13 protein-coding genes and 1 pseudogene are annotated in these 14,116 nt (G+C 38.4%); all 14 read left to right on the forward strand.

Going from position 1 to position 14,116, the window contains the following annotated elements; translation table 11 throughout:
- The 14 genes and pseudogenes from HW271_RS01740 to ileS all read left to right on the forward strand — a co-directional run bounded on the left by HW271_RS01740 (position 1) and on the right by ileS (position 14,097).
- Positions 1 to 954: a glycosyltransferase family 2 protein gene (locus tag HW271_RS01740; protein ID WP_178894623.1), complete on the forward strand. Its 954-nt coding sequence runs from the start codon at positions 1 to 3 to the stop codon at positions 952 to 954.
- Between the two features lie 155 nt (positions 955 to 1,109).
- Positions 1,110 to 2,525, forward strand: coding sequence for a flippase (locus HW271_RS01745; RefSeq protein WP_178894624.1), 1,416 nt, complete (start codon positions 1,110 to 1,112; stop codon positions 2,523 to 2,525).
- Position 2,526: 1 nt separating this feature from the next.
- Positions 2,527 to 3,525 carry an acyltransferase gene (locus tag HW271_RS01750; RefSeq protein WP_178894625.1) on the forward strand — a complete coding sequence of 333 codons (999 nt, stop codon included), beginning with the start codon at positions 2,527 to 2,529 and terminating at the stop codon, positions 3,523 to 3,525.
- A 13-nt stretch (positions 3,526 to 3,538) separates the two neighbouring features.
- On the forward strand, positions 3,539 to 4,636 hold the full coding sequence (gene glf, locus HW271_RS01755; RefSeq protein WP_178894626.1) for a UDP-galactopyranose mutase: 1,098 nt from the start codon (positions 3,539 to 3,541) through the stop codon (positions 4,634 to 4,636).
- Between the two features lie 407 nt (positions 4,637 to 5,043).
- Positions 5,044 to 6,235, forward strand: a pseudogene (gene ftsA, locus HW271_RS01760) (cell division protein FtsA); the annotation flags it as partial.
- Entirely contained in the window at positions 6,211 to 6,411 is a 201-nt protein-coding gene (locus HW271_RS08850) for a cell division protein FtsA C-terminal domain-containing protein (RefSeq protein ID WP_398588209.1), read from the forward strand. The pseudogene ftsA and the gene HW271_RS08850, both read left to right, overlap by 25 nt.
- 16 nt (positions 6,412 to 6,427) lie before the next feature.
- Positions 6,428 to 7,681, forward strand: coding sequence for a cell division protein FtsZ (gene ftsZ, locus HW271_RS01765; RefSeq protein ID WP_178894628.1), 1,254 nt, complete (start codon positions 6,428 to 6,430; stop codon positions 7,679 to 7,681).
- 5 nt (positions 7,682 to 7,686) lie between these two features.
- Positions 7,687 to 8,358, forward strand: a complete 672-nt coding sequence (locus tag HW271_RS01770) for a YggS family pyridoxal phosphate-dependent enzyme (protein ID WP_178894629.1) — start codon at positions 7,687 to 7,689, stop codon at positions 8,356 to 8,358.
- Between the two features lie 9 nt (positions 8,359 to 8,367).
- Entirely contained in the window at positions 8,368 to 8,916 is a 549-nt protein-coding gene (locus tag HW271_RS01775; protein ID WP_178894630.1) for a cell division protein SepF, read from the forward strand.
- Positions 8,916 to 9,176 (forward strand): YggT family protein, encoded by a 261-nt coding sequence (locus HW271_RS01780; RefSeq protein ID WP_178894631.1) that lies wholly within the window; start codon positions 8,916 to 8,918, stop codon positions 9,174 to 9,176. Before HW271_RS01775 ends, HW271_RS01780 begins: the two co-directional genes overlap by 1 nt.
- Positions 9,173 to 9,958: an RNA-binding protein gene (locus HW271_RS01785; protein WP_178894632.1), complete on the forward strand. Its 786-nt coding sequence runs from the start codon at positions 9,173 to 9,175 to the stop codon at positions 9,956 to 9,958. Before HW271_RS01780 ends, HW271_RS01785 begins: the two co-directional genes overlap by 4 nt.
- Positions 9,959 to 9,964: 6 nt before the next feature.
- Entirely contained in the window at positions 9,965 to 10,219 is a 255-nt protein-coding gene (locus HW271_RS01790; RefSeq protein WP_178894633.1) for a DivIVA domain-containing protein, read from the forward strand.
- A 16-nt stretch (positions 10,220 to 10,235) separates the two neighbouring features.
- A complete protein-coding gene (locus HW271_RS01795; RefSeq protein WP_178894634.1) occupies positions 10,236 to 11,048 on the forward strand; it encodes a DivIVA domain-containing protein in 813 nt (270 codons plus the stop codon).
- Positions 11,049 to 11,304: 256 nt separating this feature from the next.
- Positions 11,305 to 14,097, forward strand: coding sequence for an isoleucine--tRNA ligase (ileS, locus tag HW271_RS01800; RefSeq protein ID WP_178894635.1), 2,793 nt, complete (start codon positions 11,305 to 11,307; stop codon positions 14,095 to 14,097).
- Positions 14,098 to 14,116: the final 19 nt, after the last annotated feature.

The raw sequence follows: 14,116 nt of genomic DNA on the forward strand, positions 1-14,116 counted from the left end.
ATGTTTATCAGCATTGTTGTTCCGGTATACAACGTTGCAGATTATTTGCATTATGCGATAGATAGCCTAATGAAACAGACCTATCAAAACTTTGAAGTAATTCTTGTAAATGACGGTTCAACAGACAATTCTCCTATGTTATGCGAGGATTATGCAAATCGGTATGAAAATATCCATGTTTTTCACAAAGAAAATGGTGGTTTATCTGACGCACGTAACTTTGGAGTTTCTAAAGCGAGTTCAGATTGGATTTTCTTTTTAGATCCAGATGATTATCTTGAATACTACACGCTTGATTTAATAGTGAAAATACAGGAATTGCACCAAGCGGATTTGATTTCAACCAAGGTAAAAGCAACGTCTAAATATAATGCATATGCCTCTTATAAATTGCAAGAGTCAGACTACAAAGATTTAGTTCCATTCACAAAAGAAAAGGCTCTGGAGGCAATGTTGAATGATAAATTTGCAACGGTTTCCGCTTGTGCCAAACTCTACCATAAAAGTATCCTGGAGACAGTTCCTTTTCCAGTTGGTAAAATTTATGAAGATTTTTATGTTGTAGGGCAACACCTTGCTCTTGCAGATAAAATTGTGATTAGTCCGCTTGAAACATATAATTATTATCGAAGAGAGGGAAGTATTGTTCGTTCAACATTTACTGAAAAAAGGTACGAATTCTTCGATGCTGTTGCTAAAAATGAAGAAGTAGTTAGGAAAGAATATATTCAAAACGAAGAACTGCTCCAATCATTGCAAGCGAAAAAAATATTAGGTGGTTTTGTAGTGATTGGGGCAAAAGCTGACTCAGGCTTAAAAGATTTTTCAAAAGATAAAGAGTTGTTGAAAGTCGAAATGAGTGAGTTGCTAAAAAATAGTAAGCTATCATGGAAAGTAAAACTAAAATACCTTATTTTTATGTTTAGCCCTAAATTGTATTTGTTGCTACGATAGTATCGTGCATAAAACCAATTTAATTTGCAACAAATATCAAAAAAATTGTAGGAAAGAGGAAATATGATAGAAGCTTTTAGAATAATTGCTCATTGTAAGTCTGTTCGGTCACAATTTCTAATTTCACGGATTGATTATAAATAGGACGGATTGACATGAAAGTATTAAAAAACTACGCCTACAATCTTTCTTATCAATTGTTGGTGATTATACTCCCGATTATTACAACTCCCTATGTGACACGGGTTTTTTCTTCGGATGATTTAGGGACGTATGGTTATTTTAATTCCATTGTTACTTACTTCATCCTCTTAGCGACTCTGGGAGTTGCTAACTATGGAACCAAGGTCATTTCAGGGCATCGCAAGGAAATTGAAAAAAACTTTTGGGGAATCTACTCCCTGCAATTAGGTGCAACTCTTCTTTCTCTAACCTTGTATGGCCTTCTTTGTCTGGCTCTTCCCTTTATGCAAAATCCGGTAGCCTACATTCTAGGCTTGAGTTTAGTTTCTAAAGGTTTAGACATCTCTTGGCTCTTTCAAGGGTTGGAGGATTTTCGAAAGATTACTGTTCGAAACATCACGGTTAAAATCGTTGGGGTTACCTCTATCTTTCTCTTTGTCAAGTCTGCAAATGATCTTTACCTCTATGTTTTTTTACTAACCATATTTGAACTTTTGGGGCAACTAAGTATGTGGTTGCCTGCTCGAGAGTTTATCGGTAGACCTCATTTTGACATAGAATATGCTAGGCATCATTTGAAACCCGTCATCTTATTGTTCCTTCCGCAAGTGGCGATTTCCTTGTATGTAACGCTAGATCGTACCATGCTTGGAGCCTTAGCTTCTACAAAAGATGTAGGGATTTATGACCAGGCTCTAAAATTAGTAAATATCCTTCTGACCTTGGTAACTTCCTTGGGAAGCGTTATGTTGCCACGTGTTGCGCATTTATTAGCTACAGGTGATCATAAGGCAGTCAATAAGATGCATGAAATGTCCTTCCTCATTTATAATCTAGTCATTTTTCCAATGATGGCAGGGATCTTGATTGTCAATGATGATTTTGTTCAGTTTTTCCTTGGTCAAGATTTTCAGGATGCACGCTATGCAATTGCAATTATGATTTTCCGTATGTTCTTCATCGGTTGGACAAATATTATGGGAATTCAGATATTGATCCCTCATAACCGAAATAAAGAATTCATGATTTCAACCACGGCTCCTGCAATTATCAGTGTAGGATTGAACTTGTTATTCCTTCCTAAGCTTGGTTATATCGGAGCAGCAATTGTTTCTGTCTTAACAGAGGCGCTAGTGTGGGCAATTCAATTGTTCTTTACCCGCAGATATCTAAAAGAAGTTCCTATTATCGGATCTATGACAAAAATTGTCCTAGCATCAGCTATCATGTATGGTCTTTTGCTTGTTTCAAAAATAGTTATTCATTTTTCACCAACCCTAAATGTTCTAGTTTTTGCAGTGCTTGGTGGAATTATCTATCTTTTTGCAATTCTATCTTTGAAAGTGATAGATGTGAAAGAATTAAAACAAATCATTGGGAAAAAATAGAATGCATAAAACTCGGAATATTAATTTAGATTTAATAAAAGTGCTAGCATGTATTGGAGTTGTTTTACTTCATACAACAATGATTGGATTTAAAGACACAGGGTCTTGGAATCTTTTGGCGTATTTATATTACTTAGGCACCTACTCTATACCTCTGTTTTTTATGGTCAATGGTTATTTATTGTTAGGGAAGAGGAATATAACCTATTCCTACATACTGCAGAAAGTCAAATGGATTTTAATAATAGTATCATCATGGACTATTATCGTTTGGCTCTTTAAAAGAGACTTTGCAGTTAATCCAATAAAAAAAATTGTAGGCTCTCTATTACAAAAAGGGGATTTTTCTCAGTTTTGGTTTTTTGGCGCACTAATACTTATTTATTTATGCCTACCTATTTTGAATAAAATTCTGAATTCAAAAAGAAGATATTTACACATTCTATCTTGCCTTATCGCTATTGGTTTAATTTTTGAGTTAGCAAATATTATACTTCAAATGCCGTTACAGTCATATGTTATACAAACCTTTAGGCTGTGGACGTGGTTTTTCTACTACCTGTTAGGAGGTTTGCTAGCTCAATTTGATAAAGATTTTATAAAAAATGGGTTTAAGAGATGGATGAAAGTAGCTGCAATGCTGTCGCTGTTGATTTCACCAGTAATACTATTTTTCTTAGCAAAAACCATTTACCATAATTTTTTTGCTGAATATTTTTATGATATTCTATTTGTAAAAATTGTAAGTTTAGGAATTTTCCTGACGGTATTGACACTCTCTTTGAAAGAAAATAAAAGCAAATGGATTGTTACACTTTCTAATCAAACAATGGGAGTTTTTATAGTACATACTTATGTTATGAAAGTGTTGGAAAAACTATTTGGGTTTAGTTATACAGGTGCATATTTGCTTTTTCCAATATTCACTTTATGTATAAGTTTAATTGTTGTTAGTCTATTAATGAAAATTCCTTATTTTAATCGAATCGTTAAATTATAAGAAGGAGAATAAAATGTACGATTATCTGATCGTTGGTGCAGGCTTGTCTGGAGCAATCTTCGCACACGAAGCTACAAAACGTGGCAAAAAAGTAAAAGTGATTGACAAGCGTGATCACATCGGTGGAAATATCTATTGTGAAAATGTTGAAGGTATCAACGTTCACAAGTACGGTGCCCACATTTTCCATACTTCAAACAAAAAAGTTTGGGACTATGTCAACCAGTTTGCTGAGTTCAATAACTATATCAACTCACCAATTGCCAACTACAAGGGCAGTCTTTACAATCTTCCCTTTAATATGAATACATTCTACGCTATGTGGGGAACCAAGACTCCTCAAGAAGTTAAGGATAAGATTGCTGAGCAAACGGCTGATATGAAAGACGTTGAGCCTAAAAACTTGGAAGAACAAGCTATCAAGTTGATTGGTCCAGATATCTACGAAAAGTTGATTAAGGGCTATACCGAAAAACAATGGGGACGCTCTGCAACAGACCTTCCATCATTTATCATCAAACGTCTTCCAGTTCGTTTGACCTTTGATAATAACTACTTTAACGACCGTTATCAAGGGATTCCGATTGGTGGTTACAACGTTATCATTGAAAATATGCTTGGTGATGTGGAAGTAGAGCTTGGCGTAGATTTCTTTGCCAATCGTGAAAAGCTTGAAGCTTCAGCTGATAAAGTTGTCTTTACAGGGATGATTGACCAGTACTTTGACTACAAGCATGGGGAGTTGGAGTATCGCAGTCTTCGTTTTGAACATGAAGTTTTGGATGAAGAAAACTATCAAGGGAATGCCGTGGTTAATTACACAGAACGTGAGATTCCTTACACTCGTATAATCGAACACAAGCACTTCGAGTATGGCACCCAACCAAAGACAGTTATCACTCGTGAATACCCAGCTGATTGGAAACGTGGAGACGAACCATATTACCCAATCAACGATGAAAAGAACAACGCCATGTTTGCTAAGTACCAAAAAGAAGCAGCAAAAAATGACAAGGTTATCTTCTGTGGACGTTTGGCAGACTATAAATACTACGACATGCACGTGGTTATTGAGCGTGCACTTGAAGTTGTGGAGAAAGAATTTTCATAAAAAGAAGCTAGTTTCTAGCTTCTTTTTTTCTTTTTTTATGAGACAAAAATGGAATTAAACTTCGTGAAAAAAAGAGTATATAGTTGAGTGGGTATCGGTATTGTTTTCGCCATGAAAATGAGTAGGAAAAAATTGAAATTAAAAAAATAAACTTTGAAAAAAACGGAAATTTTCATGACTTTTTCAGCTTTTCCGACTCTTTTACACCAATTTTCGGAAAAAAAGATAAAAACAATCACTTGTAATGGAATATTAAAATAAATTTAATGAAAAACCTTCGATAAAGTCACAAAAAATTAGGCACGAATCGGATTTTTGTGATATAATATTCTGTGAATAGCTATGCCTTCTTGTAGCTGTTAAAAAATCAAAGTGTGAAACTTGGAAGATAGAGAGGACGCAATGTAATGACTAGAAATGGTTTCTTTACAGGCTTAGATATTGGAACAAGCTCAATTAAAGTGTTAGTTGCTGAGCTTGTAGATGGTGAAGTAAATGTAATCGGTGTTAGTAACGCCAAAAGTAAAGGTGTCAAGGATGGGATTATCGTTGACATCGAGGCCGCAGCGACGGCTATCAAATCTGCTATTTCTCAAGCAGAAGAAAAAGCAGGAATTTCAATCAAATCAGTAAACGTTGGACTTCCAGCAAACTTGTTGCAAGTTGAACCAACTCAAGGAATGATTCCTGTAACATCAGATACAAAAGAAATTACAGATCAAGATGTTGAGAATGTTGTCAAATCAGCTTTGACAAAGAGCATGACCCCTGATCGCGAAGTGATTACGTTTGTGCCAGAAGAATTTGTGGTGGATGGCTTCCAAGGGATTCGTGACCCTCGCGGTATGATGGGTGTTCGTTTGGAAATGCGTGGACTTCTCTATACAGGTCCAAGAACCATTCTTCACAACCTTCGTAAAACTGTAGAACGTGTTGGAGTTCAAGTCGATAACGTGATTATTTCACCACTTGCAATTGTAAACTCTGTTCTTAACGAAGGCGAACGTGAGTTTGGAGCAACAGTTATCGATATGGGTGGCGGCCAAACAAGCGTTGCTACTATCCGTAATCAAGAGCTTCAATACACAAATGTTTACCAAGAAGGTGGCGATTACGTCACTAAAGACATTTCAAAAGTTCTTAAAACTTCTAAGAAGATTGCAGAAGGTTTGAAACTGAACTACGGTGAAGCTTATCCGCAACTTGCAAGCAAAGAAACTTTCCAAGTTGAAGTTATTGGTGAAGTAGAACCTGTTGAAGTCACAGAAGAATACTTGGCTCAAATTATTTCAGCTAGATTGAAACACATCTTTGAACAAATCAAACAAGATTTGGAAAGAAGACATTTGTTGGATTTACCAGGTGGTATTGCTCTGATTGGTGGAAACGCTATTCTGCCGGGCATCGTTGAGCTTGCCCAAGAAGTACTTGGGGTTCGTGTAAAACTTTACGTTCCAAACCAAGTGGGTATCCGCAATCCTGCATTTGCTCATGTGATTAGTTTGTCTGAATTTGCTGGAAGCCTTACAGAAATTAATGTTTTAGCTCAAAGAGCTATCAGAGGAGATCAAGTTTTGCGTCAACAACCAATTGACTTCAGAACTTCAAGTCAGGAAAAACCTGTAGCTTCTCAACGTTCAGTGTTTGGTACAACTTCAACTGAATCAGCAGAACCAACTTATGCTGCTGACTCAACAACTCCAAATCAATCAGAAGAGAAACCAAAATTAACTGAGCGATTCCGTAGCTTAATCGGAAGCATGTTTGATGAATAGGATAGAGGAATAAAATATGACATTTTCATTTGATACAGCAGCAGCACAAGGTGCAGTAATTAAAGTAATTGGTGTCGGTGGTGGCGGTGGAAACGCCATTAACCGCATGGTTGACGAAGGCGTTTCAGGTGTTGAGTTCATCGCAGCCAACACAGATGTACAAGCCTTGAGCAGTACAAAAGCTGAAACAGTTATCCAACTTGGTCCAAAATTAACTCGTGGACTTGGTGCTGGAGGACAGCCTGAAGTTGGTCGTAAGGCTGCTGAAGAAAGCGAAGAAGTAATTACTGAAGCTATCAGTGGTGCAGATATGGTCTTCATCACTGCTGGTATGGGTGGTGGTTCTGGTACAGGTGCTGCACCAGTTATCGCTCGTATCGCTAAAGGTTTAGGTGCTTTGACTGTTGCTGTTGTGACACGTCCATTCGGTTTCGAAGGAAGCAAACGTGGTCAATTCGCAATCGAAGGAATCAACGAACTTCGTGAACATGTTGATACTCTCTTGATTATCTCAAACAACAACTTGTTAGAAATTGTTGACAAGAAAACGCCACTTCTTGAAGCTTTGTCTGAAGCAGATAACGTTCTTCGTCAAGGTGTTCAAGGGATTACAGATTTGATTACAAATCCTGGTTTGATCAACTTGGACTTCGCAGACGTGAAGACAGTAATGGCAAACAAAGGAAATGCCCTTATGGGTATTGGTATCGGTAGCGGAGAAGAACGCGTTATTGAAGCGGCTCGTAAAGCTATCTACTCACCACTTCTTGAAACAACTATCGATGGAGCAGAAGATGTTATCGTTAACGTAACTGGTGGTTTGGATATGACTTTGATTGAAGCAGAAGAAGCTTCTGAAATCGTCAATCAAGCTGCTGGACATGGCGTAAATATCTGGCTCGGTACTTCTATTGATGAATCAATGAAAGATGAAATCCGTGTAACTGTTGTTGCTACTGGGGTTCGTCAAGATGCAGTCGATAAAGTTGTAGCGCCGCAACCAAGACAAGCGTCGTTCCGTGAACCAGTAAAATCTGGACATACACGCACTTATGACCGTCATTTTGATTTGGCAGAAACAGCTGAGCTTCCAACTCCTTCACAACGTCAAACTGAAGCTCCTAAAGCATCAGCTTTTGGTGATTGGGACTTGAGACGTGATTCAATTGTTCGTCAAGGTGAATCAGTCGTATCACCAGTTGAGCGTTTTGAAGCTCCATCTTCTGATGAGGATGAGTTGGAAACACCACCATTCTTTAAAAACCGTTAATTGAGATGGACTTAAAAGAAAATACAAAACAGGTATTTCAACAGGTTAAAAAAGCAATTCAAGAAACCGGCCGTGAAGACGGTTCGGTTTCTGTAATTGCCGTAACAAAATATGTTGATATTGCAACTGCGGCAAATTTGATTGACCAAGGAGTCAAACACATTGGTGAAAACCGTGTCGACAAATTTCTTGAGAAGTATCATGCTTTAAGTGATAAAGATGTTACTTGGCACTTAATTGGTAGCTTACAAAGAAGAAAAGTCAAGGATGTTATTCCTTTTGTTGATTATTTTCACGCTTTAGATTCTTTGAAATTAGCTCAAGAGATTCAAAAACGAGCCGATCGAACAGTTAAATGTTTTTTGCAGGTCAATATTTCTGGAGAGGAAAGCAAGCATGGTTTTTCAAAAGAAGAACTATTGACAGTCTTGCCAGACTTGTCTAGCTTGGATAAAATCGAGTATGTTGGTCTCATGACCATGGCTCCCTTTGAGGCCCAAACAGAAGAGTTGCAAAAAATCTTTAAAGAAACGCAAGAGTTGCAACAATACATTCGTGAACAACAATTCCCCAATATGCCAATGACAGAACTAAGTATGGGAATGAGCCGTGACTATAAAGAAGCGATTCAGTGTGGCTCAACTTTTGTTCGAATTGGTACAGCATTTTTTAAATAGGAAATAATCATGTCATTAAAAGATAAATTTGATAAATTTATAGATTACTTTACAGAAGATGGAGATGAAGTTGCTTCAGAAGTTGTCGCTGCACGTTCTGAACGTTCACTAGCTTCGGTTCCTCAAAAAAGAGAATTGCCACAGCAAGCTGCTGCTCAAGAATCTTCTTCAGTCGAAGCAAAAGAGAAAAATATTACAAAACTTCATGCCCGTCAGCAACAACTAGCGATTGAAAGCCATCATAGCACAGAAAAAGTAACCATCGATGTTCGTTACCCACGCCGTTACGAAGATGCAACAGATATTGTTGACCTGTTGGCCGGAAATGAAAGTATTTTGATCGACTTCCAATATATGACAGAAGTTCAAGCTCGTCGTTGTTTGGATTACTTGGATGGAGCACGTCATGTCCTTGCTGGTGAGTTGAGGAAAGTTGCAAACACAATGTATCTTTTGACACCAGTTGGTGTTGTGGTTAACATTGAAGATATTCGTTTGCCAGAAGAAACTCAAAGCGAAGAGTATGACTTCGACATGAAGAGAAATAGAGTACGTTAATGTTTCTAATAATTCGTTTTATCCAAAATGCTACAGATATCTATTCACTGATACTTGTAGCTTTTGCGCTATTATCATGGTTTCCAAATGCCTACAATACCCAGTTGGGTAAGTTTTTAGAAACTTTGTGTAAACCAATTCTTGAACCTCTAAAACGTCTACCTCTTCAAATTGCGGGATTGGATTTCTCCGTTTGGATAGCTCTAATTCTCATCCGTGCAATCAGTCGCTATCTTATCAATTTGCTGGTTATGTTATGAGCAAAGAACTTTACCAACATTTTGCAACTGAAGATATTCCATTTATTGACAAGGGTCTAGAATGGATAAGGCAAGTAGAAGAACATTACGCACCGATTTTATCTCCTTTTATCAATCCTCACCAAGTATTTATCTTGGAGACATTGGGAAACAATAGAGGGGTAAAAACCTTTTCTAGTACTCGTTATGTCCATTCAGAGTATGCTAGGGTCATTCTAGCGCCTGATTATTTTACGCCAACCTTGGAAGATTTTGAAATGACCTTGCTTGAGATTGAGTATCCCAGCAAGTTTCAACAATTAACCCATTCAAAAATTCTGGGAACAGTTCTCAATCGGCTAGGTATTGACCGAAAGTTATTCGGAGACATTTTGGTAACAGAAGATAAAGCCCAAATTATTGTCGATCGAAGATTTACTACTCTTTTCCAGGATGGGATTCAAAAGATTTCCAAGTTGCCTGTAAGTTTAGTAGAACGTCCTTTTTCAGATAGGATAGAATCTAAAGACGAGTATCAAGAAAAAGAAGTCTTGGTTTCAAGCCTGCGACTAGATGCCTTTTTATCTAGTATATTGAAATTATCACGCTCACAAACTGTAGCTCTGGTTGAAAAGAAGCTGGTTCAGGTCAATTATCATATAGTTGAAAAGTCTGACTATCAGTTAAAATTTGGTGATTTAATCAGTGTGAGACGCTTTGGCCGAATAATCTTGCTCAAAGAAAATGGTCAAACCAAGAAAGATAAGATAAAACTAACAGTCCAACTACTTTTAAGCAAGTGAGAAAATATGTCAATTACACCACAAGATATTACTGACAAGGAATTCTCAAGAAAATTCAGAGGCTACGATCAGGAAGAGGTTGACCTATTTCTAGATAAGATTTATTTTGAATTAGAGGAATTAATCCGATACAAAGAGGAAACTGAACTCTATATCAAAAAACTAGAAGAACGTCTTTCCTATTATACGACTGATATTCCTAAAAGAACAGTAACAAACGAGCAAGAACCAGAAGCAATTAATGATTCTATTTTTTATTAAATAAGTGAGGGAAAATATGCCAATTACATCGTTAGAAATTAAGGATAAAACCTTTGGTGTTCAGTTTAGAGGTTTTAACCGTGAAGAAGTTGATGAATTTTTAGATATTGTTGTTCGGGACTATGAAGATTTAGTTCGTAGCAATCATGAAAAGGATCAACATATCAAAAATTTAGAAGAGCGTCTATCTTATTTTGACGAAATCAAAGATTCGTTGAGTCAGTCAGTTTTGATTGCCCAAGACACAGCTGAACGTGTAAAACAAGCTGCGAATGACCGTTCTAATAACATCATTAAGCAGGCTGAGCAAGATGCTCAACGTTTACTTGATGAAGCTAAGTATAAAGCCAATGAAATTTTGCGACAAGCTACAGATAATGCTAAAAAAGTTGCTGTGGAAACTGAAGAGTTGAAGAACAAGAGTCGCGTCTTCCACCAACGTTTGAAATCAACAATCGAAAGTCAGTTGGCTATTGTTGATTCATCAGATTGGGAAGAAATTTTGCGTCCGACTGCAACTTATCTTCAAACGAGTGACGAAGCTTTCAAGGAAGTTGTCCGAGAGGTTCTAGGTGAAGATGTATCGTCATACCATGAAGAAGAGCCGATTGACATGACTCGTCAATTCTCTCCAGAAGAAGTTGCAGAACTTCAAGCACGTATTGAAGCAGCTAACAAGGAATTGTTGGAAACGCAACAAACTGCTGAAGAGTCAACTGAAACTGAAGTTGAAGTTCAGCCAGTTGCTGAAACTCCTGTTGAACCATCGCATGAGGAAGGATCTCAAGACGATCCTAACACTCAACAAGAGTCAGTTCTAATTTTATAAGAATCTCATTAGAGAACAAGAATTTATCAAACACATTTCTAGCGAGTAGGAGATGGTGGAAGTCCTACAATCCCTGTTGGTAAATTTATCCTCTCAAGTTATCAAGTCTGAAGTTAGTAGGATTTGACGTTACCCACGTTACGGGAAAAGAGGGAGAAAGACTAGTTCTTTTTCCGAACAAAGGTGGTACCACGATTTTCGTCCTTTTTAGCGAGTCGTGGTTTTTATATTGTCAATTTACATTAAAGGAGTAAACATGAAACTAAAAGATACCCTAAACCTAGGAAAAACAGATTTCCCAATGCGTGCAGGCCTTCCAACCAAAGAGCCAGTTTGGCAAAAAGAATGGGAAGATGCAAAATTGTATCAACGCCGTCAAGAGTTAAATGAAGGGAAGCCTCATTTCACTCTTCATGATGGACCTCCATACGCTAACGGAAATATCCACGTAGGACATGCCATGAACAAGATTTCGAAAGATATCATTGTTCGTTCTAAGTCTATGTCAGGATTTTACGCACCATATATCCCAGGTTGGGATACACACGGTCTGCCAATCGAGCAAGTCTTGGCTAAACAAGGAGTTAAACGCAAAGAAATGGACTTGGTTGAGTACTTGAAACTTTGCCGTGAATACGCTCTTTCTCAAGTAGATAAACAACGCGAAGACTTCAAGCGCTTGGGTGTTTCTGGTGACTGGGAAAATCCATATGTAACTTTGACACCTGACTATGAAGCAGCGCAAATCCGCGTCTTCGGTGAGATGGCTAACAAGGGCTACATCTACCGCGGAGCTAAGCCAGTTTACTGGTCTTGGTCTTCTGAGTCAGCGCTTGCTGAAGCGGAAATTGAGTACCATGACTTGGTTTCAACGTCCCTTTACTATGCTAACAAGGTCAAAGATGGCAAAGGTATTCTAGACACTGATACTTATATCGTCGTTTGGACAACAACTCCATTTACCATCACAGCTTCTCGTGGTTTGACTGTTGGTGCGGATATTGATTACGTCTTGGTGCAACCAGCTGGCGAAACTCGTAAATTTGTAGTTGCTTCAGAATTATTGAATAGCTTGTCTGAGAAATTCGGTTGGGCGGATGTTCAAGTCTTGGCAACTTACCGTGGTTCAGAATTAAACCATATCGTGACTGAGCACCCATGGGATACAGCTGTAGATGAACTCGTTATCCTTGGTGATCACGTTACAACTGATTCTGGTACAGGTATCGTCCATACAGCCCCTGGTTTTGGTGAGGACGACTACAATGTCGGTGTTTCCAATGGTCTTGAAGTTGCTGTAACTGTCAACGAACGCGGTATCATGATGGCTAATGCTGGCGCTGAGTTTGAAGGTCAATTTTATGACAAGGTTGTGCCAACAGTTATTGAAAAACTTGGAAATCTTCTTCTTGCTCAAGAAGAAATCTCTCACTCCTACCCATTTGACTGGCGTACGAAAAAACCAATTATCTGGCGTGCAGTACCTCAATGGTTTGCTTCTGTATCTAAATTCCGCCAAGAAATCTTGGACGAAATTGAAAAAGTGAAGTTCCACTCAGAGTGGGGTAAAGTCCGTCTTTACAATATGATTCGTGACCGTGGTGACTGGGTTATCTCTCGCCAACGTGCTTGGGGTGTTCCTCTTCCAATCTTCTATGCAGAAGACGGAACACCAATCATGACAGCTGAAACCATCGAGCATGTAGCTCAACTCTTTGAAGAACATGGTTCAATCATCTGGTGGGAACGTGACGCTAAAGACCTCTTGCCTGAAGGATTTACCCATCCTGGTTCACCAAATGGTGAATTTAAGAAAGAAACAGACATCATGGATGTATGGTTCGACTCAGGTTCATCATGGAATGGGGTTGTAGTGAACCGTCCAGAGCTCAAATACCCAGCTGACCTCTATTTAGAAGGTTCAGACCAATACCGTGGCTGGTTCAACTCATCACTCATCACCTCTGTAGCTAACCATGGTGTCGCACCATACAAACAAATCTTGTCGCAAGGTTTTGCTTTGGATGGTAAAGGTGAGAAGATGTCTAAATCACTTGGAAATACCATTGCTCCAAGCGATGTTGAAAAACAATTCGGTGCGGAAATCTTGCGTCTCTGGGTAACAAGTGTTGATTCAAGCAACGACGTACGTATCTCTATGGATATCTTGAGCCAAGTCTCTGAGACTTACCGTAAGATTCGTAACACCCTTCGTTTCTTGATTGCTAACACTTCTGATTTTAACCCAGCTGAGGATGCAGTAGCTTACGAAGAACTTCGTTCTGTTGATAAGTACATGACTATCCGCTTTAACCAACTTGTTAAGACTATTCGTGACGCTTATGCAAACTTCGAGTTCTTGACAATCTATAAAGCCCTAGTGAACTTTATCAACGTTGATTTGTCTGCTTTCTATCTTGACTTTGCCAAAGATGTTGTCTATATCGAAGGTGCAAAATCTCTCGAACGCCGTCAGATGCAAACAGTCTTCTATGACATCCTTGTGAAAATTACAAAACTCTTGACACCTATTCTTCCACATACTGCTGAAGAAATCTGGTCATATCTCGAGTTTGAAACAGAAGACTTTGTTCAATTGTCAGAATTACCTGAAGCTCAAACTTTTGCTAACCAAAAGGAAATCTTGGATGCCTGGTCAGCCTTTATGGACTTCCGTGGACAAGCTCAAAAAGCTTTGGAAGAAGCTCGTAATGAAAAAGTGATTGGTAAATCACTTGAAGCTCACTTGACAGTTTATCCAAATGAAGTGGTGAAAACTCTTCTTGGAGCTGTTGATAGCAATGTAGCCCAACTCTTGATCGTCTCTAAATTGACCATCGCTGAAGGTCCAGCTCCAGAAGGTGCAGTTAACTTTGAAGATGTAGCCTTCACGGTTGAGCGTGCAGCTGGTGAAGTTTGTGATCGTTGCCGTCGTATCGATCCAAGCACAACAGAACGTAGCTATCATGCAACTATCTGCGATCACTGTGCAAACATCGTCGAAGAAAACTTTGCGGATGCAGTAGCAGAAGGATTTGAAGCTAAATAGTCTAACAAAAATACAGGAG

The organism is Streptococcus sp. oral taxon 061 (assembly GCF_013394695.1).
Classification (GTDB): domain Bacteria; phylum Bacillota; class Bacilli; order Lactobacillales; family Streptococcaceae; genus Streptococcus.

Coding starts and splice junctions, on each gene's coding strand:
- glf (WP_178894626.1), top strand. CDS start 3,539: ATGTACGATTATCTGATCGTTGGTGCAGGCTTGTCTGGAGCAATCTTC.
- HW271_RS01750 (WP_178894625.1), top strand. CDS start 2,527: ATGCATAAAACTCGGAATATTAATTTAGATTTAATAAAAGTGCTAGCA.
- HW271_RS01795 (WP_178894634.1), top strand. CDS start 10,236: ATGCCAATTACATCGTTAGAAATTAAGGATAAAACCTTTGGTGTTCAG.
- HW271_RS01775 (WP_178894630.1), top strand. CDS start 8,368: ATGTCATTAAAAGATAAATTTGATAAATTTATAGATTACTTTACAGAA.
- HW271_RS01790 (WP_178894633.1), top strand. CDS start 9,965: ATGTCAATTACACCACAAGATATTACTGACAAGGAATTCTCAAGAAAA.
- ftsZ (WP_178894628.1), top strand. CDS start 6,428: ATGACATTTTCATTTGATACAGCAGCAGCACAAGGTGCAGTAATTAAA.
- HW271_RS01770 (WP_178894629.1), top strand. CDS start 7,687: ATGGACTTAAAAGAAAATACAAAACAGGTATTTCAACAGGTTAAAAAA.
- HW271_RS01785 (WP_178894632.1), top strand. CDS start 9,173: ATGAGCAAAGAACTTTACCAACATTTTGCAACTGAAGATATTCCATTT.
- ileS (WP_178894635.1), top strand. CDS start 11,305: ATGAAACTAAAAGATACCCTAAACCTAGGAAAAACAGATTTCCCAATG.
- HW271_RS01745 (WP_178894624.1), top strand. CDS start 1,110: ATGAAAGTATTAAAAAACTACGCCTACAATCTTTCTTATCAATTGTTG.
- HW271_RS01740 (WP_178894623.1), top strand. CDS start 1: ATGTTTATCAGCATTGTTGTTCCGGTATACAACGTTGCAGATTATTTG.
- HW271_RS01780 (WP_178894631.1), top strand. CDS start 8,916: ATGTTTCTAATAATTCGTTTTATCCAAAATGCTACAGATATCTATTCA.